Annotated in this window: 25 protein-coding genes and 1 riboswitch; of the genes, 12 read left to right on the top strand and 13 right to left on the bottom strand. The window is 59.3% G+C overall.

All coding sequences use genetic code 11. From position 1 onward, the window contains the following. The first annotated feature begins 59 nt into the window (after positions 1-59). From MKI83_RS04550 to MKI83_RS04535, 4 genes are all read left to right on the top strand, one after another. Positions 60-1,010: an NAD(P)H-dependent flavin oxidoreductase gene (locus MKI83_RS04550; protein WP_241583649.1), complete on the top strand. Its 951-nt coding sequence runs from the start codon at positions 60-62 to the stop codon at positions 1,008-1,010. Between the two features lie 163 nt (positions 1,011-1,173). Continuing rightward, positions 1,174-2,241 carry a DUF805 domain-containing protein gene (locus MKI83_RS04545; protein ID WP_241583648.1) on the top strand — a complete coding sequence of 356 codons (1,068 nt, stop codon included), beginning with the start codon at positions 1,174-1,176 and terminating at the stop codon, positions 2,239-2,241. Then, positions 2,242-3,027 carry an SDR family NAD(P)-dependent oxidoreductase gene (locus MKI83_RS04540; RefSeq protein ID WP_241583647.1) on the top strand — a complete coding sequence of 262 codons (786 nt, stop codon included), beginning with the start codon at positions 2,242-2,244 and terminating at the stop codon, positions 3,025-3,027. Positions 3,028-3,061: 34 nt separating this feature from the next. Then, positions 3,062-3,499, top strand: a complete 438-nt coding sequence (locus MKI83_RS04535) for a hypothetical protein (RefSeq protein ID WP_241583646.1) — start codon at positions 3,062-3,064, stop codon at positions 3,497-3,499. 63 nt (positions 3,500-3,562) lie between these two features. Here the strand turns inward: MKI83_RS04535 and parC are convergent, their stop codons facing one another. From parC to thiC, 9 genes are all read right to left on the bottom strand, one after another. After that, positions 3,563-5,824 (bottom strand): DNA topoisomerase IV subunit A, encoded by a 2,262-nt coding sequence (parC, locus tag MKI83_RS04530; protein WP_241583645.1) that lies wholly within the window; start codon positions 5,822-5,824, stop codon positions 3,563-3,565. 2 nt (positions 5,825-5,826) lie between these two features. Next, positions 5,827-6,375, bottom strand: coding sequence for a retropepsin-like aspartic protease family protein (locus MKI83_RS04525; protein ID WP_241583644.1), 549 nt, complete (start codon positions 6,373-6,375; stop codon positions 5,827-5,829). Continuing rightward, a complete protein-coding gene (locus MKI83_RS04520; protein WP_241583643.1) occupies positions 6,372-7,355 on the bottom strand; it encodes an esterase-like activity of phytase family protein in 984 nt (327 codons plus the stop codon). The genes MKI83_RS04525 and MKI83_RS04520 overlap by 4 nt, the downstream gene beginning before the upstream one ends. Further along, positions 7,352-9,241, bottom strand: coding sequence for a DNA topoisomerase IV subunit B (gene parE / locus MKI83_RS04515; RefSeq protein WP_241583642.1), 1,890 nt, complete (start codon positions 9,239-9,241; stop codon positions 7,352-7,354). Before parE ends, MKI83_RS04520 begins: the two co-directional genes overlap by 4 nt. 35 nt (positions 9,242-9,276) lie before the next feature. Next, positions 9,277-9,909 (bottom strand): YqiA/YcfP family alpha/beta fold hydrolase, encoded by a 633-nt coding sequence (locus tag MKI83_RS04510; RefSeq protein WP_241583641.1) that lies wholly within the window; start codon positions 9,907-9,909, stop codon positions 9,277-9,279. Positions 9,910-9,959: 50 nt separating this feature from the next. After that, entirely contained in the window at positions 9,960-10,775 is an 816-nt protein-coding gene (gene cpdA / locus MKI83_RS04505) for a 3',5'-cyclic-AMP phosphodiesterase (RefSeq protein ID WP_241583640.1), read from the bottom strand. 111 nt (positions 10,776-10,886) lie between these two features. Then, positions 10,887-11,354 carry a DUF1249 domain-containing protein gene (locus MKI83_RS04500; RefSeq protein WP_241583639.1) on the bottom strand — a complete coding sequence of 156 codons (468 nt, stop codon included), beginning with the start codon at positions 11,352-11,354 and terminating at the stop codon, positions 10,887-10,889. After that, positions 11,345-11,959 carry an NUDIX domain-containing protein gene (locus MKI83_RS04495; protein ID WP_241583638.1) on the bottom strand — a complete coding sequence of 205 codons (615 nt, stop codon included), beginning with the start codon at positions 11,957-11,959 and terminating at the stop codon, positions 11,345-11,347. Before MKI83_RS04495 ends, MKI83_RS04500 begins: the two co-directional genes overlap by 10 nt. 117 nt (positions 11,960-12,076) lie before the next feature. Continuing rightward, positions 12,077-13,969: a phosphomethylpyrimidine synthase ThiC gene (gene thiC / locus MKI83_RS04490; RefSeq protein ID WP_272493006.1), complete on the bottom strand. Its 1,893-nt coding sequence runs from the start codon at positions 13,967-13,969 to the stop codon at positions 12,077-12,079. Between the two features lie 63 nt (positions 13,970-14,032). Further along, positions 14,033-14,135: riboswitch (TPP riboswitch) on the bottom strand. Between the two features lie 256 nt (positions 14,136-14,391). Between thiC and MKI83_RS04485 the strand changes: the two genes are divergently transcribed. The 4 genes from MKI83_RS04485 (at position 14,392) to MKI83_RS04470 (ending at position 20,940) form a co-directional block, all read left to right on the top strand. After that, positions 14,392-15,789: a TolC family outer membrane protein gene (locus MKI83_RS04485; RefSeq protein WP_241583637.1), complete on the top strand. Its 1,398-nt coding sequence runs from the start codon at positions 14,392-14,394 to the stop codon at positions 15,787-15,789. Positions 15,790-16,112: 323 nt separating this feature from the next. Next, positions 16,113-18,035, top strand: a complete 1,923-nt coding sequence (locus MKI83_RS04480) for a PrkA family serine protein kinase (protein WP_241583636.1) — start codon at positions 16,113-16,115, stop codon at positions 18,033-18,035. 80 nt (positions 18,036-18,115) lie between these two features. Further along, positions 18,116-19,387, top strand: a complete 1,272-nt coding sequence (locus MKI83_RS04475; RefSeq protein WP_241583635.1) for a YeaH/YhbH family protein — start codon at positions 18,116-18,118, stop codon at positions 19,385-19,387. After that, on the top strand, positions 19,384-20,940 hold the full coding sequence (locus tag MKI83_RS04470) for a SpoVR family protein (RefSeq protein ID WP_241583634.1): 1,557 nt from the start codon (positions 19,384-19,386) through the stop codon (positions 20,938-20,940). Before MKI83_RS04475 ends, MKI83_RS04470 begins: the two co-directional genes overlap by 4 nt. On the opposite strand, the gene MKI83_RS04465 is transcribed toward MKI83_RS04470, so the two are convergent. Beyond that, positions 20,924-21,781, bottom strand: coding sequence for a LysR substrate-binding domain-containing protein (locus MKI83_RS04465; protein ID WP_241583633.1), 858 nt, complete (start codon positions 21,779-21,781; stop codon positions 20,924-20,926). The two genes, MKI83_RS04470 and MKI83_RS04465, sit on opposite strands and share 17 nt — an antisense overlap. Positions 21,782-21,884: 103 nt before the next feature. Here MKI83_RS04465 and MKI83_RS04460 point away from each other — a divergent pair, with 103 nt between their 5' ends. The 3 genes from MKI83_RS04460 to MKI83_RS04450 all read left to right on the top strand — a co-directional run bounded on the left by MKI83_RS04460 (position 21,885) and on the right by MKI83_RS04450 (position 24,337). Beyond that, positions 21,885-22,763, top strand: a complete 879-nt coding sequence (locus tag MKI83_RS04460; RefSeq protein WP_241583632.1) for a DMT family transporter — start codon at positions 21,885-21,887, stop codon at positions 22,761-22,763. Next, positions 22,717-23,037 carry a tautomerase family protein gene (locus MKI83_RS16905; protein ID WP_272493005.1) on the top strand — a complete coding sequence of 107 codons (321 nt, stop codon included), beginning with the start codon at positions 22,717-22,719 and terminating at the stop codon, positions 23,035-23,037. The genes MKI83_RS04460 and MKI83_RS16905 overlap by 47 nt, the downstream gene beginning before the upstream one ends. Positions 23,038-23,107: 70 nt before the next feature. Beyond that, positions 23,108-24,337 (top strand): multifunctional CCA addition/repair protein, encoded by a 1,230-nt coding sequence (locus tag MKI83_RS04450; protein ID WP_241583631.1) that lies wholly within the window; start codon positions 23,108-23,110, stop codon positions 24,335-24,337. On the opposite strand, the gene folK is transcribed toward MKI83_RS04450, so the two are convergent. Both folK and folB read right to left on the bottom strand, forming a co-directional pair. Continuing rightward, on the bottom strand, positions 24,326-24,841 hold the full coding sequence (gene folK, locus MKI83_RS04445) for a 2-amino-4-hydroxy-6-hydroxymethyldihydropteridine diphosphokinase (protein WP_241583630.1): 516 nt from the start codon (positions 24,839-24,841) through the stop codon (positions 24,326-24,328). The two genes, MKI83_RS04450 and folK, sit on opposite strands and share 12 nt — an antisense overlap. After that, on the bottom strand, positions 24,838-25,191 hold the full coding sequence (gene folB / locus MKI83_RS04440) for a dihydroneopterin aldolase (protein ID WP_241583685.1): 354 nt from the start codon (positions 25,189-25,191) through the stop codon (positions 24,838-24,840). Before folB ends, folK begins: the two co-directional genes overlap by 4 nt. 77 nt (positions 25,192-25,268) lie before the next feature. Here folB and plsY point away from each other — a divergent pair, with 77 nt between their 5' ends. After that, the gene (gene plsY / locus MKI83_RS04435; protein WP_241583629.1) at positions 25,269-25,838 is read left to right on the top strand and encodes a glycerol-3-phosphate 1-O-acyltransferase PlsY; all 570 of its coding nucleotides are present in this window, start codon (positions 25,269-25,271) and stop codon (positions 25,836-25,838) included. Between the two features lie 17 nt (positions 25,839-25,855). On the opposite strand, the gene tsaD is transcribed toward plsY, so the two are convergent. Next, the gene (gene tsaD / locus MKI83_RS04430) at positions 25,856-26,881 is read right to left on the bottom strand and encodes a tRNA (adenosine(37)-N6)-threonylcarbamoyltransferase complex transferase subunit TsaD (protein ID WP_241583628.1); all 1,026 of its coding nucleotides are present in this window, start codon (positions 26,879-26,881) and stop codon (positions 25,856-25,858) included. Between the last annotated feature and the right edge of the window lie 73 nt (positions 26,882-26,954).

Genomic DNA, 26,954 nt, shown 5'->3' with positions numbered 1-26,954 from the left:
TAGACTGCTCAACCATTTTGCGGCGTCTTTCTTGTGCCGCTCACTCAAGGAGAGTTGCAATGGCCTTACCGGAAAACTTTCAATCCCTGCGCCTGCCTGTGGTCGCCGCGCCGATGTTTTTGGTGTCCAACCCCGCACTGGTACTGGCGTGCTGCCAAGCCGGTATCGTCGGCAGCTTTCCTGCACTCAACCAGCGCGACAGCGCAGGCTTTGAGGCTTGGTTAGAAGAAATTCAAGCCGGCCTGCTGGCCAGTCAGTGCACCACGCCTTACGCGGTTAACCTGATCGTGCACAAGACCAATCCCCGCCTACAGGCGGATCTTGAGCTGTGCATCAAGCATAAAGTGCCGCTGATCATCACCAGCCTTGGCGCCGCCAAAGAAGTGGTGGATGCCGTACACAGCTACGGTGGTTTGGTGTTCCACGATGTGACCACCAAACGCCACGCACAAAAAGCCGCCGAGGCAGGGGTCGATGGTTTGATTGCCGTGTGCGCCGGCGCTGGCGGCCATGCGGGCACCACCAGCCCGTTTGCCTTGGTGAGCGAGATTCGTCAGTTCTTCGATAAAACCCTGCTGCTGGCTGGCTGCATGAACCAAGGCCAAGACATTCTTGCCGCGCAAGCGCTCGGTGCCGACTTGGCCTATATCGGCACTCGCTTTATCGCCACCGCCGAAAGCGCCGCACCCGATGCTTACAAGCACATGTTGCTCGACGCCCAAGCCGCCGACATCGTGCATACACCAGCGGTCTCCGGCGTGCCCGCCAGCTTTATGCGGCAAAGCCTCGAGCTAGCAGGCTACGATCTGGCCAAGCTCAACGATAAGGGCGATGTTAATTACGGCGAAAAGCTCAAGCCTATGGACGAAGAAGCCAAAGCGTGGAAAACCGTCTGGTCGGCCGGTCAGGGCGTTGGCGGCATTCATGACAGCCTGAGCGTGGCCGCATTGGTCGAGCGCATGGCCGGCGAATACCACACCACACGGCAACGTTTAGGCTTAGCCGTTTAATCGCTCACCCCCAGCACTGGCACCCAACTTGCTGTCTAGATTGACGACGCTTTACGTCAATCTAGACAGCCTTGGCAATCACTCATCAAGGGGCTGACAGCCGCGCAGGTGCGGGGTACCCTGTGCCGCGGGATATAACTACAACTCGCACAAGGGATTCAGGATGAGCGACGTTCGCTACAAGATCGTGTTTTCTGGCCAACTCATGCCGAACTTCGAGCTAGCCACGGTCGAAAACAATTTAGCCCAGCTATTCAAGTCAGATATCGACAAAATCCGTCAGCTATTTAGCGGCAACCCCGTCGCCATCAAGCGTGATCTGGATGACGCGCAAGCGGACAAATACATCGCGGCGCTACAACGTGCCGGCGCGCACGTCAGCAAAGAAAGTGATCTCAGCGCCAGCCTCAGCTTGGTCGCCACCGACGATCACCCTGAAGAAACGCCGGCCGCCACACAAGATTCCCCCGCCATGCAGGCGCAAGCCAGCGACCGCATGACGTGTCCCAAGTGCGATTTCGAGCAGCCTAAAAGCGCCGAGTGTGCCGGCTGCGGCATCATTATCGACAAGTTTTTAGCTCGCCAAGCCGAGTTCGCGGCCAGCGTGCAAACCGTCGACAGCAGCTCCAGCCCCGCCTCACCGTACGCCACACCACAAGCCGCGGTGTATGAAGACATGGGCGAAGTGGGCGAATTAAAACCACTCAGCCTATCCGGCCGGATTGGCCGCCTGCGCTATTTGGCGTGGAGCTTGGTCATGATGTTTGCCGCCATTCCTCTGGCGGCTATCGGTGGTGGTTTGATCGCCAGCGACACCATTGCGCCGCTGGGTTGGTTAATCATGATCGCCGCGTTTATCGGCATTCTGGTGTATGGCGTCACCATCGGTGTGCAACGCTTGCATGACATCGGCTGGAGCGGCTGGCTGTACTTGCTCAACCTTGTGCCGGTGGTTAACTGGGTGTTCCCCATTGTGGTGCTGGTGATGCCCGGCACGCAGGGCGCCAACCGCTTTGGCCCGCCGCCACCGCCAAACTCTGGCGCGGTAAAAGTACTGGCAGCACTGTGGATCGGCATGCTCCTGATTATCCCGATCTTGGCTGCCGTCAGTATCCCGGCTTATCAGGACTACGTGAGCCGCGCAGAGCAGGCCCAGATGGGCGACGACGGAGGGTATGACGAAGAAGCCTTCCTCGAATTTCAGCGCCAGCTCGAAGAGCAACAGCAATAAATGAGCGCTTATGCGCTCATTACCGGCGCCAGCGCAGGCATTGGCCTGGCGCTGGCAGAAGCCTTAGCCCGTCAAGGGCAAAGCCTGCTGTTGGTAGCGCGCAATAAAGAGCACTTGCACGCGCAGGCACTGGAGATGCAGCGCCGCTTTGGCGTTGAAGTACTGATCCGCGCCTGCGACCTGAGCAAGCCACTGCAAGTCACCGGCCTGATTCAAGAGCTAGAAGAAAGCAATCTGCCGATCAACCTGCTGATCAACAATGCGGGCCTTGGCACGGCTGGGCCTTTTCTCGCGCAAGAATGGGCCGACGAGAAACAAGAGCTTGAGGTCAACATCCTCGCCCTTACTCAGCTCTGCCACGGCATTGGCGGGTTAATGGCACGGCAACAAGGCGGCAAGATTCTGAACGTCGCCTCGATCGCCGCTTTTCAGCCTGGGCCATGGATGAGCAGTTACTACGCCAGCAAAGCCTATGTGCTGAGCCTGTCCGAGGGCCTGCGCGAAGAACTGAAACCGTTAGGGATTGACGTTAGCGTGCTGTGCCCCGGCCCGACGCGCACCGAGTTTTTTGACCGTGCCGGCATGGATGTCAGCCCCATTGAAGGCAGCCCGCTGATGATGCGCACCGATCATGTGGCCCAAATCGCGGTTAAAGGCTTGGCCAAAAACCGCGCCATTATCACCCCGGGCTTGCTCAACTGCCTGATAGCCGCCAGCCCGCGCTTTAGCCCGCGTTGGTTAGTGCGCAAAATGGCTGGACGTCTCAATCGAATGTTCGTGCATTAACCCCTATCGGGCCGCGTAAGGATTACTCCGCCACATGAACCGTCTACTCCGCTGCGGTGCTTTAGCTATCAGCCTGCTTGCCACTGGTTTTGGTGGCTATGTTTTGGGTGGTCATCTGGCGATGGACAGCCTCACACCGTTCTTTCTGGAAACCCAAGTAGAGACCAATATTCGCGAACTGCGCCACGACCTTGGGATACTTAACGCTCTGGAAGAGAGTCAGGCAGATACAGCATTTAAGTTGATACAAGCTAGGTATTTCTCGCGCGCAATGATGATCGAAAGCTTGCGCAAGGAGCATCCCGACCTTATTGCAAACACCTACATTGACGAGCAATTGGGCGAAGCCACAGCACGCTTCACTGACTTGCAGTACCGATTCCCAATTCAAAAACTCAATGAAGAATGGCAAGCCACCTTTGGCCACTCGGCATCCAAAACACCAGCAGCCGCACCTGAGCAGAAGCAATAAATCTTGTACCCGCAAGCAACAACGCCGAGCAATGCTCGGCGTTGTTGCTTTAAGCGCTGCGGATTAAGCCACCGGCGCATTCACTTCAAGCCGATCCACCTTCTGGAAGCCGCGCGGCAGCTTATTGCCGCGGCGACCACGCTCACCGTGATAATGCACAAGGTCATCCGGCTTTAAGGTGAGGTTGCGCTTACCCGCCTGCAACACCAGACTCGCGCCACTGGGAACCACAGCCAGATCCACCAGTAACTCTTCGCGCTTACTCGCGCGCTCGGTGGGAATACCGATGATCTTATTGCCCTTGCCCTTGGACAGTTGCGGCAAATCCGCCACTTTAAACAGCAGCAAACGCCCTTCGCTGGTCACGGCCGCGAGCACGTCATCGTCCAACGCTTTGACCGGCTTGGGCGGCAACACGCGAGCGTTTTCGGGCAAGTTAAGCAGCGCTTTGCCGCCTTTATTCTTCGCCAACAAGTCGGCGCCCTTGACCACAAAACCATAGCCCGCATCGCTGGCAACAATCAGCAGTGCGTCTTCTTCCGGCAGCAACACTTGCTCAAACACCGCGCCGGTGCTTGGTTGCAGGCGTCCGGTCAGCGGCTCGCCCTGCCCGCGCGCAGACGGCAAGCTGTGCGCGGCCAACGAGTAACTGCGGCCGGCGCTGTCCAAGAACACCGCCTGTTGATTCGAGCGGCCGATGGCGCTGGCCAAGAAGCTGTCGCCGGCTTTGTAAGACAGACCCGCCGCATCCACATCGTGCCCCTTGGCGCAGCGCACCCAGCCCTTCTCCGACAACACCACGGTCACCGGCTCGGTCGGCATCAAGTCCGCTTCCGACATCGCTTTGGCCTCACTGCGCACCACTAAGGGCGAGCGGCGGTCATCGCCGTAGGTTTCGGCATCGGCAATCAGCTCTTCACGCACCAGATTACGCAGTTTGCCTTCATTGCCCAGCAACGCCAGCAGTTCGGCGCGCTCTTTGGCCAGCGCGTCTTGCTCGCCACGAATCTTCATTTCCTCAAGGCGCGCTAACTGGCGCAGGCGCGTATCGAGGATGTAATCGGCCTGCACTTCGGTCAGACCAAAACGCTCCATCAGGACAGGTTTGGGCTGATCTTCGGTGCGAATGATGTGGATGACTTCGTCCAGATTCAAAAACGCTGTCAGCAAACCTTCCAACAGGTGCAAACGACGCTCGACCTTATCGAGACGGAATTCCAAGCGGCGGCGCACGGTGCCGATGCGGAACACCAGCCACTCCGACAGCAGCTCGCGCAGGCCTTTAACTTGCGGACGACCGTCTAAGCCAATCACGTTGATGTTGACGCGGTAGCTCGACTCCAGATCTGTGGTGGCGAACAGGTGACGCATCAGCTCAGCGCTATCGATGCGATTGGAGCGCGGCACGATCACGATACGCGTGGGGTTTTCGTGGTCCGACTCATCGCGCAGGTCGCTCACCATCGGCAGCTTCTTGGCCTGCATTTGCCCAGCAATTTGCTCCAGCACCTTGGCGCCGGAGACTTGATGCGGCAGCGCGGTCACCACCACGTCACCGTCTTCAATGTGGTACACGGCCCGCATGCGCACCGAGCCACGACCGCTTTGATAAATCTTCAGCAGGTCTTCGCGCGGGGTGATAATTTCCGCTTCGGTCGGGAAATCCGGCCCCGGCACGTGCTCGCACAATTGCTCAAGACTGGCCTCGGGCTGTTCCAGTAGGCGGATGCACGCCGCGGCAACTTCACGCAAGTTATGCGGCGGCACATCGGTGGCCATACCCACGGCAATCCCAGTGGTGCCATTGAGCAGCAAATTGGGCAGGCGCGCCGGCAGCACTTTGGGCTCGTCCATGGTGCCGTCGAAGTTGGGCTGCCAATCCACCGTACCTTGCCCCAACTCGGTGAGCAGCACTTCGGAGTAACGCGACAGGCGCGCCTCGGTATAACGCATGGCGGCGAACGACTTTGGATCATCCGGCGCGCCCCAGTTACCTTGGCCATCGACCAGCGGGTAACGGTAAGAGAACGGCTGCGCCATCAGCACCATGGCTTCATAACAGGCCGAGTCGCCGTGCGGGTGATACTTACCCAGCACATCACCGACGGTACGCGCCGATTTTTTGTGCTTGGAGTCCGCGCTTAAACCCAGTTCGCTCATGGCGTAGACGATGCGGCGCTGCACCGGCTTGAGGCCATCGCCGATATGCGGCAAGGCGCGATCCATGATCACGTACATCGAGTAGTTGAGGTACGCCTGCTCGGTAAAGTCTGCCAGCGAGCGGCGCTCAACGCCTTCGAGGCTGAGGTCTTGGGTGTCACTCATGCTTATTGTGCTTCCCGTGTCGATGTTGCCAAGCGCAGGCGAAGCTCGTCGCCGCGCTGGGTGAATTCCAATTGTTTCAGTGCGCTCATGCCCAGCAGCACTTCGCCGCCGGTCAGGTTGGGCGCAACGGTGGCGCGCACATTGGTCAGGCGCAGATCACCCAAGGTGAGCCGTTGTAACTGGGTGCGGTAGCCACTGCTCACGCCATTGGCGGTCGCCAGTTGCACCGGCGCGCCACGCTCCAGCGCTAAACGCTGCGCCAACGCCTGCGGAATCGCCACATCGGTGGCGCCGGTATCCAACAAATACACCACCGGCTGACCATTGATGGTGCCGGAGGCAACGTAATGGCCGTGACGATTGCGCTTTAAGATGACCTCTACCGAGCCATCACTCAGCTGCTCGCTCACTGGCACGCTGTTGGGATTGACTTGGCGCTCTTCTAACTGGGCAAAAAAACGCGCGGCCAACCAAATGCCGATAATCCACGCGATGATCATCATCACGCGGCCAGAGCTGCGGGTGCTCGACGCCGGCGGCTGCTCACTCATCGCGCCAGCCACCCGCCTTGCGGCAAGGTAAAGCGGAACAGCCACGGGCGTGGGTCGCCATCACTCAAGCGCGGCTTGTTGCCGTTGTCTACGCCAAGCCAGGCGCCCTGTGCATCGATGGCCAAAGCCTCGGCAACGCCATACGGGGTGTCGTAGCGATAGAGATCATCTTGCAGCGTTGCCGCAAATGACCAGCAGCGCTTGGCCTCGGTGCTTTGCACATCACGCCGACACAACTGATGCGCCGCGCGCTCTAAGGTAAACAGAGCGCCTTGGTAATAGCTCAGTGCGGTGTAATCCAAGGCGATGGCAGTGTTGCTGCCATCCCACGCCAAGCGCGTGCCGGCGTCCACCGACAAGACGCAACCGGCAACGCACTGCCAGCCTTTGGCGGTGTTCTTCACGGTCAATAAGCCGCGCGGCTCGCGCTCCGCGGCCAGCCAAATCTGCTGACCATCAGGGCTCACCGCCAAGCCTTCGGTGTAAGCGTTAAAGCGTTGAAATAAGCCTCGCGCGCGCGCTTGATACCACAGCTGATCGGGCAACGGCAGCCACTGCGCAATCCCGCTGGGGGCCACTTTCAGCACCGCCACGCGCGATTCGCTGACCAGATACAGATTGCCCTCGGCGTCGCAGTCGATGCCTTCGAAGTCCAGCTCATTACCGCGCACTTTGGCCGCCACCCAGTTGCGGGCTTGCATGCCGAACGGCAACGGGCTCGGCGGGGCTTCGGGCAGGCTGATCATCAAGGCTTCGGCGCGCATTACCTCGCCGTCTTCGTGCAGGCGAAACACAGCGTCATCGACCCGATCTGAAATCGCCCACAACTCGCCGCGACAGGCGGTCAGCCCAGACAAGTTACCGCCAAACAAGCCCTCGACGGCCACGGCGCGTTCAAGCGTCAACGGCAAGGGCTCTGCACTGTGCACTGCCCCGGCCAAAACGCTCAGCAGCAGGGCCCATAAACGATGTGCGATCACCCCAAAACCTCAGCCAAGTTGCCTTTGCTTTCGAGCCAGCTCTTGCGGTCGCTGGAGCGCTTTTTCGCCAGCAGCATGTCCATCATTTCGAGCGTGCCTTGCTCGTCCTCCAAGGTCAGCTGGACCAAGCGACGGGTGTTGGGATCCATGGTGGTTTCACGCAATTGCAACGGATTCATTTCACCCAAGCCCTTAAAGCGGGTGACTTGCGGCTTGCCGCGTTTCTTCTCGGCGATCAAGCGTTCCAGAATGCCGTCACGCTCGGCGTCATCCAGCGCGTAATAGACCTCTTTACCCAAGTCGATGCGGTACAACGGCGGCATGGCGACAAACACATTGCCCGCCTCCACCAAGGGGCGGAAATGCTGCACGAACAAGGCGCAGAGCAAGGTGGCGATGTGCAAACCGTCGGAGTCGGCGTCGGCCAGAATGCAAATTTTGCCGTAGCGCAATTGCGCCAAGTTAGCCGCCCCCGGATCAACCCCGATGGCCACGGCGATGTCGTGCACTTCTTGGCTGCCAAGCACTTCGCCGCCATCGACTTCCCAAGTGTTCAGAATCTTGCCGCGCAGCGGCATGATGGCCTGAAACTCTTTGTTGCGGGCTTGCTTGGCGCTGCCGCCGGCCGAGTCACCCTCGACCAAGAACAGTTCGCTGCGCGCTGGGTCCTGCCCCACACAGTCGGCCAGCTTGCCGGGCAAAGCTGGGCCTTGGGTGATCTTTTTACGTTCGACTTTCTTGCCGGCTTTAAGGCGGCGATTGGCGTTGCTGATGGCCAATTCAGCCAACTGCTGGCCGATCTCGGCGTGCTGGTTCAGCCACAGGCTAAAGGCATCTTTGATAATGCCGGAGACGAACGCGGCGGCCTCTCGCGAGGACAGTCGCTCTTTGGTTTGTCCGGAGAACTGCGGCTCCTGCATTTTCATCGACAGCACATAGCTGATGCGCTCCCAGATGTCCTCCGGCGCCAGCTTAACCCCGCGCGGTAGCAGATTACGGAACTCGCAAAACTCGCGCAGGGCATCGAGCAAGCCCTGACGCAGACCGTTAACGTGGGTGCCGCCTTGCGCGGTGGGGATCAAGTTGACGTAGCTTTCTTGCAGACTCTCGCCGCCTTCGGGCAACCACAACACAGCCCAATCGCAGGCTTCTTTGCTGCCGGCCATGGCACCGTGGAACGGCACTTCGGGCAGGCGCTCAACATCGCCGATGGAGTCCAGCAAATAAGCGCGCAGGCCATCTTGGTAATGCCACTCCAACACTTCGCCGCTGTTGCGATCATCAAACACCACCTTCAAACCGGGGCAGAGCACGGCCTTGGCTTTAAGAAGGTGCTTTAAGCGGGTAACGGAAAACTTGGGCGAATCAAAATACTGCGCATCCGGCCAAAAATGCACGGTGGTGCCGGTGTTACGCTTGCCGACGCTGCCGATCACTTCCAGCTCACTGGCTTTGAAGCCGCTTGCGAAAGCGATCTGGTACTCCTGACCATCGCGTTTGACCCGCACATCCACCCGCGTTGAGAGCGCGTTGACCACCGAGATACCGACGCCATGCAGGCCGCCCGAAAATTGATAGTTCTTATTCGAGAACTTACCGCCGGCGTGCAGCTTGGTCAGAATCAGCTCTACGCCGCTGATGCCTTCTTCGGGGTGAATATCCACCGGCATGCCGCGACCATCATCACTGACCTCTAGCGAATTATCGGCGTGCAACACCACAGTCACGCAGCTGGCGTGGCCGGCCAGCGCTTCGTCGACGCTGTTATCGATGACTTCTTGCGCCAGATGGTTAGGCCGTGCGGTGTCGGTGTACATGCCCGGGCGCTTACGCACCGGGTCAAGACCGGAGAGGACTTCAATGGCATCGGCGTTATAACTGGTCATAGGCCTTGTACTTATCTGTGATCGCGAAGGGTGTGTTAGCGCGTGCGTAATTGCTGCGGCTGGGCGCTGTCCTGCCAGTACTCAGCTGGCCAGCCGGCAAAGGCCAGCAAGGCCGGAATATGTGCCGCAAAACCTTGAAAACCGTGCTCGCCACCGGGCTCAACGCGCAGTGCGCAGCCACGGTAGTAGCTCACCGCATCGCGATAATCGAGGGTTTCATCCTGAGTTTGCAACCATACCTGATAGCGTTCGGGCGCGCACGGCGCTGGGCACTCAAGTTGCTGAATCTGATCGACAAAGTCTTGCGTCAGCTGCCAGGTTTCACCGCTGTGATAATTGCGTTGCTCGCCGAGATAATCCGCCACCCAGCGTGAGGGCCGCACGGCGGGATTAATCAACAGCGCCTTCCAGCCATGTCGCTGCGCCAGCGCGGTGGCATAAAAGCCGCCCAAGGAGCTACCGATCAACACTGGCGGCAGTGCTTCGCTTGCGGCGCGCTGCTCAAGCAACGCCAAAGCTTGTGCTGGGCTATGCGGCAGCTGCGGCGCATACAGGCGCTCAGCCAAGCCAAGGCCAGCCAAGGCATCGGCCAACAGGCGAACTTTCAACGATTGTGGTGAGCTATTAAAGCCGTGCAGGTAAATCAGCAAAGGTAATGAGGCAGTCACAGGGCACCTTGGATAAAAGAGTCGCAGCAGCTTAACCCAGTGACGCCGACTCAGTAGCCCTTGACGCTGTAATCCACTTCAAAGGCAATATCACTCACCCGCGATACGCCTGTTTCTACGCCGCCATCGGGATGCAAGCGCAGCCAACGATAGCCCGGCGCCTGGCTGTCGACTTTGAACTCTTCGCTGCCCGGTAAAAACTGCACGCACGTCGACGGGGTCGCCAGCAAGCGCACATGCCCACGCGGCTGGTCGTACTCTTGATGAATATGCCCCCACAGCAAGGCTTTAACCTGGGGTGCGGCATCGATGCGCGCCAGCAAAACAGCGGCGTTACGAATACCGATCGGCTCCAGCCAAGCGCAGCCAACACTCACCGGATGATGATGGCAAACCACCAAGCAATGCCGTGTACCGGCGCTGGCCAAGGCTTGGTCTAAGGTGCGCAGTTGTTCGTCATCGAGAAAGCCCGCCACACTGCCCAACACATGGGTGTTGAGCATGATCACCCGCCAAGCGCCGATATCGGTCACTTCCGCCAGACGCTGATCAGCCTGACAAAACTGCTGCATCGGTGCGCATTCGTCGTGATTGCCGGCCAGCCAACGCTGCGGCGCGTTTAACGGGCGGGTCAGGTCATCAAACTGTTGATAGGCGGCCAAGGAGGCATCCTGCGCCAGATCACCGGTGGCCAGCAGCAAGTCTATCTGTGCTTGCTCGGCCTGCACGCGCTCGACCACTTTGCCCAAGCTGTGCGCGGTTTCCATGCCCAATAGACGGCCGTCCGCCTGAGCAAACAAGTGGCTATCGGATAACTGCACCACCGTTAACGGGCGGTCATTCGGGGCGTCGATCAGGCTGTACAACGCCGTCTCCTTCGTTCAGCGGCACCAACCATGGCGCAGCGTTTAGCACGTCAACATTCGACACTTGAGCATGGCAGCAGTGCGCCAGCATTACTGCCAGCCACGTCACACTCAAGGCGATACATCCAAGTCCAGCGCATCACGCGCCAGACCACACTCTAGAATTTGCCCCAGCCACTCAGCCAGATAAGCGTTCAGCTGCGCCTTTTCATCGGGCTGATGCATACCCTGATTAGGATAGCCGTAAACCCCGCGCAGGCTGCGTAAGCGCTCAGCACCGGCCACCTCAGCCATGCGCGCATCGTGATAAGCACGCACCAACAAGCGCGGCTGTGGCAGCCAGCTCAGCGGGCTACGCAGGGTAATTTGCAGCACGCTGGTGTAGGGGCATTCCTCCAGCACGTCGATACGCATCTGACCAAAATCCACGCCATCGCGCGCCAGCACAAGCTCGCGGCAGGCGTCGGGCTCACGCAGCTGCGGCATCAAGCGCAGCAGGCGGTAGTAATTCGCCTCGCACGTCGCCTGCAAACCGGGCAAATCAACCCGATAGCGTGGCTTGGCTAGGGTCATGCCCACCGGGCACGCACCTCATCGCGATTGAGCGCCAGCCATTGCAAGGCAATGATGCTGGCGGCGTTATCGATGCGCCCGTCGCGCACCGCCGCCAAGGCGTCCGCCAGGGGCCAGACTTGCACGCGAATGTCTTCACCTTCATCCGCCAAGCCGTGCACGCCACCGGCGCCGCGGCTGTCGCAACGTCCCAGATAAAGATGCACGCGCTCATCCGAGCCACCGGGCGATGGGTAATAACGCGTGATCGGCCATAAGTCGCCCAGCGTTAAGTCGGCCTCTTCCACCGCCTCACGGCGGGCGACCTCTTCGGGCACTTCGTCTTTATCAATCAGACCGGCCACCAGCTCGACCAACCATGGCTGCGCGCTCTTATCCAAAGCGCCAATACGAAACTGCTCGACCAGTACCACGCTATCGTTCAGCGGATCGTAAGGCAGCACGCACACGGCATCGTGGCGCACAAACAGCTCGCGGTTAATCGGCGCGCCCATGCCGCCTTCAAACAGCGCATGGCGCAACGTCACCCGATCCAGACGATAGAAGCCCTGGAAGCAGGTTTGCCGCTCCAGCACTTCAACGTCACTGCGGTTTAGGGTTAGCGCTTGCACAGGGGGTTTCCTCATTAACGTCTAGTTAGCCTAGCTGGCGACAGCCGCCGTTGAAAGTCGCAAAAACAACAAAGGCGCAGCGTTTAACGGCTGCGCCTTGTGCCGAATACCGCAGGATCAGACCTTGTGATACAGCTGACTGCCTTGCGCTTTGAACTCTTCAGCTTTGGCTTGCAGACCTTCTTCCACGCTCAAATCCACCGCCTCAATGCGCTCGCCGGTTTCTTGCGCGGCAGCGTACTCACGCACTTCTTGGGTGATTTTCATCGAGCAGAACTTAGGCCCACACATGGAGCAGAAATGCGCCACCTTGGCCGAGTCTTTGGGCAGGGTCTCATCGTGATAGCTGCGCGCGGTATCGGGGTCTAACCCTAGGTTGAACTGGTCTTCCCAGCGGAACTCGAAGCGCGCCTTCGACAGCGCGTTATCGCGAATCTGCGCCCCCGGATGCCCCTTGGCCAAGTCGGCGGCGTGCGCGGCGATCTTGTAGGTGATGATGCCGGTTTTCACGTCATCTTTATTCGGCAGGCCGAGGTGCTCTTTGGGCGTGACGTAACACAGCATGGCGCAACCGAACCAGCCGATCATCGCCGCACCAATCCCCGAGGTGATGTGGTCATAACCCGGCGCAATGTCGGTGGTCAGCGGGCCTAAGGTGTAGAACGGCGCTTCGTCACAGCATTCCAGCTGCTTATCCATGTTCTCTTTGATCATGTGCATGGGCACGTGACCGGGGCCTTCGATCATGGTTTGCACGTCGTGCTTCCACGCAATCTTGGTCAGCTCGCCGAGCGCTTCCAGCTCGCCGAACTGCGCTTCGTCGTTGGCATCGGCAATCGAACCCGGACGCAAGCCATCACCCAGCGAGAAGGACACGTCGTAGGCCTTCATGATTTCGCAGATTTCTTCGAAATGGGTGTAGAGGAAGTTCTCTTTATGATGCGCCAAGCACCACTTGGCCATGATCGAACCGCCGCGACTGACAATGCCGGTGACGCGCTTAGCGGTCAGCGGTACGTGGCGCAGCAACACACCCGCGTGAATGGTGAAGTAGTCCACGCCCTGCTCGGCCTGCTCGACCAAGGTGTCGCGGAACAAGTCCCAAGTCAGGTCTTCAGCGATACCGCCGACTTTTTCCAGCGCTTGGTATACCGGCACGGTGCCAATAGGCACGGGTGAGTTACGGATGATCCACTCACGGGTTTCATGGATGTGCTTGCCGGTGGACAAGTCCATCACGGTATCGGAACCCCAGCGGATACCCCAGGTGAGCTTCTCGACTTCTTCTTCGATGGACGAGCCCAGCGCCGAGTTACCGATATTGCCGTTGATCTTCACCAAGAAGTTGCGGCCGATAATCATCGGCTCCAACTCAGTGTGATTAATGTTGGCTGGAATGATCGCGCGACCACGGGCGATTTCTTCACGCACGAACTCGGCGGTGATTTGCTTGGGGATATTGGCCCCGAAGCTGTGCCCCGGATGCTGCTGCGCCAACAAGCCGGCTTCACGCGCCAGCTCTAGCTTCATGTTCTCGCGAATGGCGACGTATTCCATCTCCGGCGTGATGATGCCGCGACGCGCGTAGTGCATCTGGCTCACGTTCTGCCCAGCCTTGGCTTTGCGCGGCGTACGCACATGGGCAAAACGCAGCTTGGCCAGCTCAGCATCCGCCAAGCGGGCGCGACCAAAGTCAGATGACAAACCGGTCAGAATTTCGGTATCGCCGCGCTCGTCGATCCAGCGGCTGCGCACATCTGGCAAGCCTTGGCGCAGGTCGATCTTAACATTGGGGTCGGTGTACGGGCCTGAGGTGTCGTACACCAGAACCGGCGCGTTTTTCTCGCCGCCAAAATCGGTCGGAGTATCGCTTAGGCTGATCTCGCGCATCGGTACGCGGATATCATCGCGTGAGCCCGGCACATAAATTTTGCGCGAGTTAGGCAGCGGCTGAACGGCTTGCTGATTGACATCACCCATGGCCTTGGGCGGCTGTTGCGGGGCATTCATGCGGTACTCTCCTGCAGATTCTGGCGAGTGTCGGGCCACCAGCAGCAAACAGGCAAAATACCGTTAAGGCATGCACTTGTTTCCTACGCAGGTGTTAACCCGATCAGGTTCAACGGGCTTCGGTAACAACCGATCTCAGCCTATTAAGGCACCCCGACAAGACCTCGGCAGTCTAACCAAGGTGCGTCGCCGCCGCTAGCGCCGGCACAGTCCATCCACGGCGAATTGACCGAAGGCAGCCCCAGAAGAACTGCGGCACCGGGCTTTTAAGTCACACAAGCGACACCGTATCGCCTATTCTTAGCGCCATTGTTTTTTTGTGTGCAACCCAGCAGCCCGTTTATTGGTGCGTTTTTGGGCTTGGACTTCGTAAGCTTCGCCCCCATGATTAGCAAACTGGCCATTACAGGAATCTAACCACCATGTTGCGTCGATTGTCTCTTGCCGTTGCGCTGGCTACTGCCGCCATCGCCGGCCACGCCGAAACCGCCGTCACCAGCAAGACCGATCTGGTATCGCTGTACAGCGATGCGGTGAAAAACAGCTCTGACCTCGCGGCGGCCTTTGCCGACGCCCAAGCGCGCAAAGAAGGCGTGCCACAAGCCCGCGCAGGCCTGCTGCCACAAATTGGCGCCGGCGCTAACTACAACGACACCAGCACCGACTTCGACCAGTCCGGTCGCTCAACCGCTGACCGTGGCAGCTTGGTGTATCAAGCCAGCCTCACGCAGCCGTTGTTCCGTGCCGATCGCTGGTTCCAGCTGCAAGCGGCTGAGGCAGTCTCTGAGCAAGCCGGTTTGGATTACTCCAACAGCGCACAAAACCTGATTTTGCAAACCGCTGAAGGCTATTTCGCGGTGTTACGCGCCGAGGACAACCTCTCCGCCAGCGTCGCCGAAGAAGCCGCCTTTAAGCGTCAGCTCGACCAAGCGCGCGAGCGTTTTGAAGTCGGCCTGTCTGATAAGACGGACGTGCTGGAAGCACAAGCCGGCTATGACGGTGCGCGCGCCAATCGCCTGAACGCCGCCAATGTGGTGCAAGACGCTCTGCAAGCCCTGACCCGCCTGACCGGCAAATTCTATGAAACCCTCGTCGGCATGGGCCACGAGCTGCCTGTGCAGCCACCCGCGCCGAACGACGCCACCCAGTGGGTCAACACCGCACTGAAGCAAAACCTCGGTTTGCTGGCGTCTAATTACGGTGTCGACGCTGCCGGCGAAAGCCTGCGTCAGCAAAAGTCTGGCCACCTGCCCACCTTGGATGCCGTGGCCAGCTATAGCCAAGGCGATAACGACGGCTTCGGCGTAAGCAACAGCTTGGCCGGCAATGCGATGTCGCAGACCACCGTGGGCCTGGAGTTGAGCATTCCGATTTACACCGGCGGTCTGACCAGCTCGAAAGTGAACGAGGCGGTACAGCGCTTGGATCAGTCCGAGCAAAACCGCGAAAGCCTGCGTCGCCAAGTGGTGCAAGAGACTCGTAACCGCCATCGCGCGGTGAACAACGACATCGAGCAGATCCAAGCGCGCCGTCAGACCATCATTTCAACGCAAAGCGCCGTGGAAGCTAACGAGATTGGCTACCAAGTGGGCACACGCAACATCGTTGACGTGCTCAACGCGCAGCGCTCGCTGTACACCGCCGTGCGCGACTACAACAATGCGCGTTACGACTACATCCTCAACAACCTGCGTTTAAAGCAATCTGCCGGCACCCTAAGCCCAGAAGATCTGCAAGCGCTGCAGCAGTGGTTAAAGCCTGACTACGACTCCAGCAAGGACTTCTTGCCGGCGGATCTGGCCGAGGCCGCCAAGCTGTAAACACGCACCCGCGCAACACCGGCCCGACCCGCTTTGCGTGTCGGGCTTTTTTTCGCCTGTTTTTTTCATCTGTGGATAACCCCCGCCAAGACCCAGGCGGCGTGACTTGGCGGTCACAACCTTGCTTTTTGCAGGGTTAATCCACCCTTGCGTCGCGGCTAAAGCAACTATGCTTAGGTCAGGCCAACCCAATCTGGAACAGCCGGCGACTCGGCTGACAGGGCTGACGGCACCCACCGTCGGTGTTCGGGGGAGCACCACGCCACCTGCTCCTGCGCACTTGCCTGTTTACCGTCGCCAAGCCCGTGTGCGAGGTGCAGAGCATGAGTATCTTTAGTCATTATCAGTCGCGCTACGAGACCACCCAGCAGGAAGAGCTGTCCCTGCAAGAATATCTAGACCTGTGCAAGCAAGACTCGGGGGCCTACGCCAGCGCCGCCGAGCGCATTCTTAAGGCTATTGGTGAGCCGGAGTTGGTCGACACCTCGCGCGACCCACGCCTGTCGCGCATTTTTTCCAATAAAGTCATCCGCCGCTATCCGGTGTTCGCCGACTTTCATGGCATGGAAGACGCCATCGAACAAATCGTCTCGTTCTTCCGCCATGCCGCCCAAGGCTTAGAAGAAAAGAAACAAATCCTGTATCTGTTGGGTCCGGTCGGCGGCGGCAAATCATCGCTGGCCGAGAAGCTCAAACACTTGGTGGAAAAGCAGCCGTTCTATGCCATTAAAGGCTCGCCGGTGTTTGAGTCGCCCTTGGGGTTGTTTAACCCCGAAGAAGATGCCGACATCTTGCAACAGGAGTACGGCATTTCACGGCGCTACCTCAATAGCATCATGTCGCCGTGGGCGACCAAGCGCCTGAACGAGTTTGGCGGCGACATCAGCCAGTTCCGCGTGGTTAAGCTGTACCCGTCGATTCTCAACCAAGTGGCCATCGCCAAAACCGAGCCCGGCGATGAGAACAACCAAGACATCTCCGCCTTGGTCGGTAAAGTCGATATCCGCAAGCTTGAAGACTTTCCACAGAACGACCCCGACGCCTACAGCTACTCTGGCGCGCTGTGCCGCGCCAACCAAGGCATGATGGAATTCGTCGAGATGTTCAAAGCCCCCATCAAGGTGCTGCACCCACTGCTCACCGCCACCCAAGAAGGCAACTACAACAGCACCGAAGGCTTGGGCGCACTGCCCTTCCAAGGCGTGTTGCTGGCGCACTCGAACGAGGCCGAGTGGCACACCTTCCGCAACAACAAGAACAACGAAGCCTTCATCGACCGCATTTATATCGTCAAGGTGCCGTACTGCTTGCGCGTCTCCGAAGAGGTGCACATCTACGAGAAACTGCTCAGCGAAAGCTCGCTGGCCGCCGCGCACTGCGCGCCCGACACGCTGAAAATGCTCGGGCAGTTCTCGGTACTCAGCCGCCTCAAAGAGCCTGAAAACTCCAACGTCTTCTCCAAGATGCGGGTGTATGACGGCGAAAACCTCAAGGACACCGACCCTAAAGCCAAGTCGATGCAGGAGTACCACGATGCCGCCGGCGTCGACGAAGGCATGAACGGGCTATCCACCCGCTTTGCCTTCAAGATTCTGTCCAAGGTATTCAACTTCGACCCGCACGAAGTCGCCGCCAACCCTGTGCACCTGCTGTACGTGCTGGAGCAGCAAATCGAGCAGGAGCAATTCCCCGCCGAAGTGCGCGAGCGCTATTTACGCTTTTTGAAAGAGTACTTGGCGCCGCGGTATGTCGAATTTATCGGCAAAGAAATCCAAACCGCGTATCTGGAGTCTTACAGCGAATACGGGCAAAACATCTTCGACCGCTACGTGCTGTACGCCGACTTCTGGATTCAAGATCAGGAATACCGCGACCCGGAAACCGGCGAAATCCTCAACCGCGCCTCGCTCAATGAAGAGCTGGAGAAAATCGAAAAGCCCGCCGGCATCAGCAACCCCAAAGACTTCCGCCACGAGATCGTCAACTTCGTGCTGCGCGCGCGCGCCAACAACAACGGCAAGAACCCCAACTGGAACAGCTACGAAAAACTGCGCGCGGTGATCGAGAAAAAGATGTTCTCCAACACCGAGGACTTGCTGCCGGTCATCAGCTTCAACGCCAAAGCCAGCAAAGAGGATCAGCAAAAGCACAACGACTTCGTCAAACGCATGGTCGAGCGCGGCTACACCGAGAAGCAAGTCCGCCTGCTGTCGGAGTGGTACCTGCGCGTGCGCAAGTCGCAATAAGCGCAAGCCGTTGCCCGCATACCGCGACCTGCGCCGTGCCACGCTGCACGCCGCAGTCGCCGGCCCGGAGGGCCTAGCCTATGAGCCATGTGATTGACCGTCGTCTAAACGGTAAAAACAAGAGCACGGTAAACCGCCAGCGTTTTTTGCGCCGCTACCGTGGTCACATCAAAAAAGCCGTCGAAGAGGCGGTCAGCCGCCGCTCGATCACCGATATGGAGCACGGCGAGCAGATCAGCATTCCCGGTCGCGATATTGACGAACCGGTGTTTCACCACGGCCGTGGCGGCAGTCAACACAACGTGCATCCGGGCAACAAAGAGTTCAGCCAAGGCGACCGCATTCAGCGCCCGCCTTCCGGCGGTGCGGGGCGCGGTCAGGGCAGCGCCAGCAATCAAGGCGAAGGCATGGACGACTTCGTGTTTCAAATCACCCAAGACGAGTTCCTCGACTTCATGTTTGAAGACCTCGCCCTGCCCAATCTGATCAAGCGCCACCTCACCGGCGCCGACAGCTTCAAAACCGTGCGCGCCGGCATCAGTAGCGAAGGCAACCCGTCGCGCATCAACATCGTGCGCACCCTGCGCTCAGCCAACGCACGACGCATTGCCCTGACGCACGGCAAGCGCAAGCGCCTTGCCCAACTGGAAGAAGAACTGGCTCGTTTGCAACGCGAGGAGCCCGATAACCTGCACGCGATTCGCCTGCTGCAAGACGACATCAGCCGCTTGCGCATGCGCATTGAGGCGGTGCCGTTTCTCGATACCTTTGACCTGAAGTACAACTTGTTGGTGAAGCACCCCGTGCCCACCTCCAAGGCCGTGATGTTCTGCCTGATGGATGTGTCCGGCTCGATGACTCAAGCCACCAAAGACATGGCCAAGCGCTTTTTTATCCTCTTGTACCTGTTCTTGAAGCGTAACTACGAGCGCATCGACGTGGTGTTTATCCGCCACCACACCAGCGCCAAAGAAGTCGATGAGGAGGAGTTTTTCTACTCACGCGAAACCGGCGGCACGATTGTCTCCAGCGCGCTCAAGCTGATGCACGAAGTGATCGTCGAGCGTTACCCCACCAACGAGTGGAACCTGTACGGCGCGCAAGCGTCCGATGGCGACAACTGGAACGATGACTCGCCCATCTGCCGCGATTTGCTGGTCAACGACATCATGCCGCACATGCAGTACTTCACCTATGTGGAGATCACCCCGCGCGAGCATCAAGCCCTGTGGCATGCCTACGAAGAGGTACAGGAAAGCTTCCCCGATTACTTCTCGCAGCAGCAAATCGAGTCCGCCGCCGATATTTATCCGGTGTTCCGTGAGCTGTTTAAGCGGAGGGTCGAAGCATGAAAAAACGTAAATACATCGCCACCAGCTCCGAATGGACATTCGAGCTGATCCGCGAATACGACCGTGAAATCGCTCGGATCGCCGCCAGTTACGGGCTCGACACCTACCCCAATCAAATCGAGGTGATCAGCGCCGAGCAAATGATGGACGCCTACGCGGCCGTCGGCATGCCGATTGGCTACAGCCACTGGTCATTCGGCAAACATTTTCTCGCCACCGAAAAAGGCTACAAGCGCGGCCACATGGGGCTGGCGTACGAGATCGTGATCAACTCCGACCCGTGCATCGCCTACCTGATGGAAGAAAACACCCTGTGCATGCAAGCCTTGGTGATCGCCCACGCCTGCTACGGCCACAACAGTTTTTTTAAGGGCAACTACCTGTTCCGCACGTGGACCGATGCCAGCTCGATCATCGACTACCTGGTGTTCGCCAAAAACTACATTCGCCAATGCGAAGACCGCCACGGCATTGATGCCGTCGAAGAGCTGCTCGACTCCTGCCATGCGCTGATGAACCACGGCGTCGATCGCTACAAGCGCCCGTATCCGATCTCGGCCGATGAAGAGCGTCTGCGCCAACAAGAGCGCGAAGAAGCGGTGCAACGCCAAATCAACGACCTATGGCGCACCATTCCTAAGCCGCACGACAAAGGCAGCGGTAAAAAAGAGCCGCGCTTCCCCAGCGAGCCACAAGAAAACTTGCTGTATTTCATCGAGAAGCACGCCCCGCTGCTAGAGCCTTGGCAACGCGAGGTGGTGCGTATCGTGCGCAAGATTTCGCAGTACTTTTACCCGCAGCGGCAAACTCAAGTGATGAACGAAGGCTGGGCCTGTTTCTGGCATTACACCCTGATCAATGACCTCTACGATCAAGGCTTGGTCAATGATGGTTTTATGCTCGAGTTTCTGCAGTACCACAGCGCCGTGGTGTTTCAACCGGGCTTTGACAGCCCCTACTACAGCGGCATTAACCCTTATGCGCTGGGCTTTGCCATGTTCCGCGACATTCGCCGCATCTGCGAAGCGCCGACCGACGAAGACCGCTATTGGTTTCCCGACATCGCCGGCAGCGACTGGCTAAGCACGCTGAAATTTGCGATGAAAAGCTTCAAAGACGAAAGCTTTATCCAGCAATACCTGTCACCCAAGTTAATGCGCGACTTCAAACTGTTCGCCATCCTCGATGACGATCAACAACGCGAGCTGAATGTCACCGCCATTCACGACGAAAGCGGCTTTCGCGCGCTACGGCAAACGCTGGCTGGGCAGTACAACTTGGGCAATCGCGAGCCCAATATTCAAGTATGGAATGTTGACCGCCGCGGCGACCGCTCACTGACCCTCCGCCACACTCAACACGAACGCCGCCCGCTGGCTGACTCCGCCAGCGAAGTGCTCAAGCACGTGCATCGCTTGTGGGGCTTTGATGTGCACCTTGACATCATGCAGGGCGACCAGCGCGTCAGCAGCGTACACATGCCGCCCAAACCGGTAGCGCCCAACGAGGAGGAACAACAACCGCGCATGGACCTGATCATTCCGCCGATCTAACCGTCACACTGCGCTCAGCCAACGCCAGTAAGGCCGACACCCCTGCGTGCTGGCGCGCCGCGTGCCACACCAGATAGGTCGGCACCTGCGCTTGTGCCGCCGGCAGCGCCTGCTCGTGCAGCGCCGCGCGCCACGGGTAACTGGCCAACACACTTTCCGGCACGATACCCAAGCCCATGCCCGCGCTGGCACAGCTCAAGATCGCATGATATGAATTGAGCTCAATCACCCGTGGGGTTAGCGTCTGCTGCTGACACCAGCGCTGCAGCACGCCGCGATACGCGCAGCCCTGACGAAACGCCAATAAGGTATTCGGTGCACTCGCGGTGCCGACCAACACCAAGCGCTCCTGCCACAGCACCCGCCGCTGTAACTCCGGATGCTCGGGCGGCTCGGCGACAAACGCGGCGTCCAAACTCTGCGCCAGCACTTGTTCGCTCAATGGATGGCTCGGCCCCGTGGCCAACTGAATCTCCAGCGCAGGATGCGCTCGGTGCAACTGCGCCAACAAGGGCGGCAAACGCACCGCAGCGGTGCTTTCCATGCTGCCCACGCGCAACGGCCCGCACGGCTCATCACTGCGCGCCACCTGCACCGCCTGCGCGGCGCGGCTGAGCAAATCTTCGGCATGCCCCAACAAGCGCTCACCGGCAGGGCTTAGCTGCATGCCCTTGCCTTGGCGAATAAACAAATCCACCCCTAACTGCTCTTCCAGCACCTTCAGGCGGCTACTGACGCTGGACTGCACGCGGTGTAGGTGCTTGGCCGCCAGCGTCACGCTGCCGGTCTGCGCCACGGTATGAAATACCTGCAAATCGCTAAGTTCGGGTAAGCGCAACATGATCAGCCTAATTAATCTTAAAAAGAGAACGATTCGTTCGATTTTAATCGTTATACGCGAACAAAAATGCCACGTAAGCTGCTGCGTATCAAGGAGATACACCATGCCCAGCAGCCTCATCGCCGCCGCCACCCTGTTGATTTGGATCGGCTTTATGCTCGTCTCACGCTATGGCGCGTTGAGTGCCTTAAGCCCGTGGGACATGCTCGCCCTGCGCCTATTTCCCGCCGCCGTACTCATCACCCCGCTGTGGCTTTACTACGGCAAAAGATCGCTGCTTAACCCGCGCCTGCTGTGTTTATCCGCCATCGGCGGGCTGGGCTATGCCGGTTTGGTCTATCAAGGCTTTGCCCAGACCTCGCTAGCCCACGCCGCGGTACTGCTGCCTGGCCTGCTACCGTTTGCCATTGCCCTGCTAGCCCGCTGGCTGCTCGGCGAACCGTTAGGCCGCGCACGCCAGCAAGCCTTGCTGCTAATGCTCGCCGGCCTGCTCTGCCTCATCGTGGAAACGTGGCATACCCCTACGCTCGGCCTGGGCGATGCTTTTATCGTCAGCGCTACGCTTTGCTGGGCACTGATGACGGTGCTGGTGCGGCGCTGGCGCATCGACCTGCTGACCACCATGGCCGCCCTCAGTGTGCCGCCCGCCGTTTTATATGCGCCGTGGTATGTCGCCGTGCTCGGTAGCGACTGGCAGCTTTTGCCCAGTCAACAACTGTTACTGCAGGCCGGCTACCAAGGCGTGCTGGCCATGCTGATAGCCATGCCGCTGTACTTAAGCGCCGTGGCGCGCTTGGGCGCTGCCGGCATGGGCATGCTGATGGGGCTGATTCCGCCAGCCTCGGCAGTGGCGGGTATCTGGCTGTTGGCTGAACCATGGCGATGGTCCACCGTCGCCGCACTGCTGTTGGTACTGCTCGGCGTAGCCCGCGCCAATGCTCATCTGCTTAGCGCGCTATTCGCTGCGCAGCCAAAACCTTAACCTCAACCTCAACCTCAACCTCAACCTCAACCTCAACCTCAACCTCAACCAATCATCACGGAGCCGCAACATGCCCTACGTCAACATTAAAGTGACCCGCGAAGGCGTCACCCGCGAACAGAAACAAGCGCTGATTGCTGGTGTCACCCAACTGCTGGTCGATGTGCTGGGTAAAAACCCCGCCACCACGGTGGTGGTGATCGACGAAGTCGAGCTGGATAACTGGGGCATCGGCGGCGAACTGGTCAGCGACCGCCGCGCTCAAGGACGCTAAGCACACCTTGGCTCTGGCCGTAGCCACCTCGCCGCGCGACAATGCGGCTAACCCCGCAAAGAGGCAGGTTATGCAGATCTATAAAGTCGGCGGCGCGGTGCGCGACCGTTTACTCGGCCGTCCCGTGCACGACATTGACTACGTCGTGGTTGGCGCCACCCCAGCGCAAATGCAAGCCCAAGGCTTTCGCCCTGTGGGCGCTGACTTCCCGGTGTTTTTGCACCCCAAAACCGGTGCCGAATACGCGCTGGCGCGCACCGAACGCAAAAGCGGCGTCGGCTACGGCGGTTTTACTTTTCACACCGCCGCCGATGTGACGCTAGAGCAAGACCTGATCCGCCGCGATCTGACCATCAATGCCATGGCTGAAGGCGACGACGGCCAGCTGATCGACCCCTACGGCGGACAAGCGGACTTGGCGGCCAAAGTGCTGCGCCATGTATCGCCTGCGTTTGCCGAAGATCCGTTGCGGGTTTTACGCGTGGCGCGCTTTGCCGCTCGCTTTGCCGATTTAGGCTTTAGCGTGGCCGATGAGACCCTAACCCTGATGCGCGAGTTGGCCGACAGCGGCGAGCTTAGCGCCCTGACCGCCGAGCGAGTCTGGAAAGAAACCGCGCGCGCCCTGATGGAACCGCGCCCCGATGTGTACTTTCGCACCCTGCACGCCTGCGGCGCCCTGCGTGAGCTACTGCCCGAGGTTGCGCAGCTGTTTGGCGTACCGCAGCCGGAACAACACCACCCCGAAATCGACACCGGCGAGCACGTGATGCAAGTGGTCGCGCAAAGTGCCGTGCTCAACCTGCCGCTGCCAGCACGCTGGGCGGCACTGCTGCATGACTTGGGCAAAGGCACCACACCAGCGGCCGAATGGCCACGGCATATCGCCCACGAGACGCGCGGACTCAAACTGGTCAAACGCGTGAATGCCCGCTTTAAAGTGCCACGCGACTGTCAAGAGCTTGCCTTGCTGGTGTGCGAACTGCACACGCACTGCCACCGCGCCTTTGAGCTGCGTGCCGAAACACTGCTTAAGCTGTTTCAAAAGCTCGACCTGAGCCGTCGCAGTGAGCGCTTGGAAGGGTTTGTCGGAGCCTGCGAGGCTGACTCGCGCGGACGCAACGAGCTGGGCCTGCAGCCCTACCCGCAAGCCGATTACTTGCGCGCAGCGGCGAGCGCCTATCTCAGCGTCAGTGCGCAGCCGCTCTTAGCTCAAGGTTTAGACGGCGCCGAGCTAGGCAAGGCGCTGCAGCAAGCCCGCTTACAAGCGCTCGCGAGCTTTAAACAAGCCTCAGGACAGTAAGGCAGGCGGCGTTAGCGCCTGCCCATGCCAAGCAAAGGGCACGGGCGCCAACGTCTGCGTGCTGGCATAGGCTTGCCATGCACTGTGTGCGGTGTCACCGCTATCGGGCAAGCGCAGTTGCGGGGCCAGCTCAGCCAAGGGCCACAACACAAAAGCATTTTTGCGCAGCTCCGGACGCGGCAACGTCAGCCCCGCATGGCAGCCGTGCCAATCCCCGTAGAGCAGGATATCGATATCCAACGTCAGGCCTTGGCGATCGGGCGCATAACGCCCACTGGCCGACTCGATGGTTTTTAGCGCCGCATCCAAAGCCTGCAAGCTGAGCTCGGTGCGTGCGCCGACCACCAGATTCAAAAACGGCGCACTGACGATACCCACCGCCTCACTTTCAAACACCGGCGACACGTCCAGCGGCCCCAACAGCGCCTGCAAGGCGTCCAAGCCGCGGGTGATATTGCTTTCACGCTCGATGTTGCTGCCGAGGCCTAAGTACACCTGCATCATCGCTGCCCGCGCTCAATCTCCACGCCGACGCTGCGCGCATTGGCTACCGCGCCGGGCTTGCGCAAACGAATGCGCAGCCACGGCACGTTAAATTCTTGTTGCAGCAACGCGGCAAGGTCTTCGACTAAGGTTTCCACCAGCTCATAGCTGGACTGCTCAATAAAGTCGGTGGTGCGCGCGGCTACTGCGGCGTAGTCCAGCGCCTGTGCGAGATCATCGCTGGCGGCGGCTGGGCGATTATCCCAGCCAAGAGTCAGATCAAGACTGAGCAACTGACGAATCTCGCGTTCCCAGTCATAGACACCGATCACGGCCTGAGCCTCTAGGGCTTCGATCACTACATAATCCACGCGCAAGCTCTCATTCAGCGGGCGACAAGGCCAAGCCTTGCTGTTTATCATCCAAGCACCACAATCAAGGTGTGCTCATGTTCTGGCTACTGGCGCTTGGCGCCTACCTGTTGGGCTCAGTGTCCTTCGCTATCTGGCTAAGCCGTGTCAGCGGCCGGCCCGATCCGCGCACGTTAGGCTCGGGCAATCCCGGCGCCACCAACATGTTGCGCACCTCCAGCCGCAAACTGGCGATTGCCACCTTGCTGGGCGATCTCAGCAAAGGCCTTGTGCCGATCTTGATCGCCCGTGCCTATGGTTTGTCAGGGCAAGAACAAGCATGGATCGGGCTGGCTGCGGTGATTGGCCACCTACACCCCGTGTTTTATCGCTTTCGCGGCGGCAAAGGCGTCGCCACCTCGGCGGGCATGTTGCTCGGCCTATATCCACCGGCCGCCTTGCTGGCGTTATCCAGTTGGGCTTTGGTGTTCTACCTGTGGCGCACCAGCTCACTGGCGTCAATCATTGCCACTCCGTTGGTATTACCGTTACTGGCGTGGCAAAAACCCAGCGCTTTATTACCTTTTACCGTGTTGTGCGCCCTCATACTCTGGCACCACAAGCACAACCTGAAAGATTTACTCGCCGGCAAAGAGCGGCATTTTTAACCGCCAGCCAGCGCACCTTAAATAGCGGGCAACGCTTGCATGGGCCAACGCGCATGGACTCGCACCTGCGGCCCTTCGTGCTGCCCCGCGAGCAAACGCTGACAACCGGCATAGGCGATCATCGCGCCATTATCTGTGCAAAACCGCGGCCGCGCATAAAACACCCGTCCACCTTGCTTGGCCAGCATGGCCTCTAAACTCTGACGCAATTGCGTATTGGCACTCACCCCACCGGCAATCACCAGCTGCTTCAAGCCGGTTTGTTTCAGCGCGCGGCGGCACTTAATCACCAAGGTTTCTACCACCGCATGCTGAAACGCATGCGCCACATCGGCGCGCGTCTGCTCGCTGGCATCGCCACTCTGCTGACACTGCGTCCATGTATTCAAGGTGAAGGTTTTTAAGCCACTGAAGCTGAAATCCAAGCCGGGACGATCGGTCATCGGCCGAGGAAACACAAAGCGCCCCGCCTGCCCTTGCTCGGCCAAACGGGCGATTTCCGGCCCGCCCGGGTAGTCCAAGCCCAGCAGCTTGGCCGTCTTATCAAACGCCTCACCGGCAGCATCGTCGAGCGACTCACCGAGCAATTCGTAGCGCCCGATACCCTCCACACGGACCAACTGGGTGTGGCCACCAGACACTAACAACGCCACAAACGGGAACTGTGGCGGCGTGTCTTCCAGCATGGGGGCCAACAAATGCCCTTCCATGTGATGCACGCCCACCGCAGGAATACCTAATGCAGTGGCCATGGCCTGCGCTGTACACGCCCCCACCAACAAAGCCCCAACTAAGCCCGGGCCTGCGGTATAGGCGATCGCATCAACGTCTTGCAAAGCACAGCCGGCCTCGGCGAGCACCTCACGCACCAAAGGCACCGCGCGGCGCACGTGATCGCGCGAAGCCAGCTCCGGCACCACACCACCGTACACACGGTGCTGCTCGATCTGGCTAAACAAGGCATCGGCCAGCAGGCCTTGCTCGCTGTCATATAAGGCGACACCGGTCTCATCGCACGAGGTTTCGAGCCCTAACACGCGCATTATTTGCTTTTCCACTGCATTACAAAGCGCGCCATGATAGTCTCCCCGCTCGCGCAAGTCAGCCGTTCGCCGA

This window comes from Atopomonas sediminilitoris, assembly GCF_022601735.1.
Lineage (GTDB): Bacteria > Pseudomonadota > Gammaproteobacteria > Pseudomonadales > Pseudomonadaceae > Atopomonas > Atopomonas sediminilitoris.
This window is presented reverse-complemented; position numbering and strand designations above follow the sequence as displayed.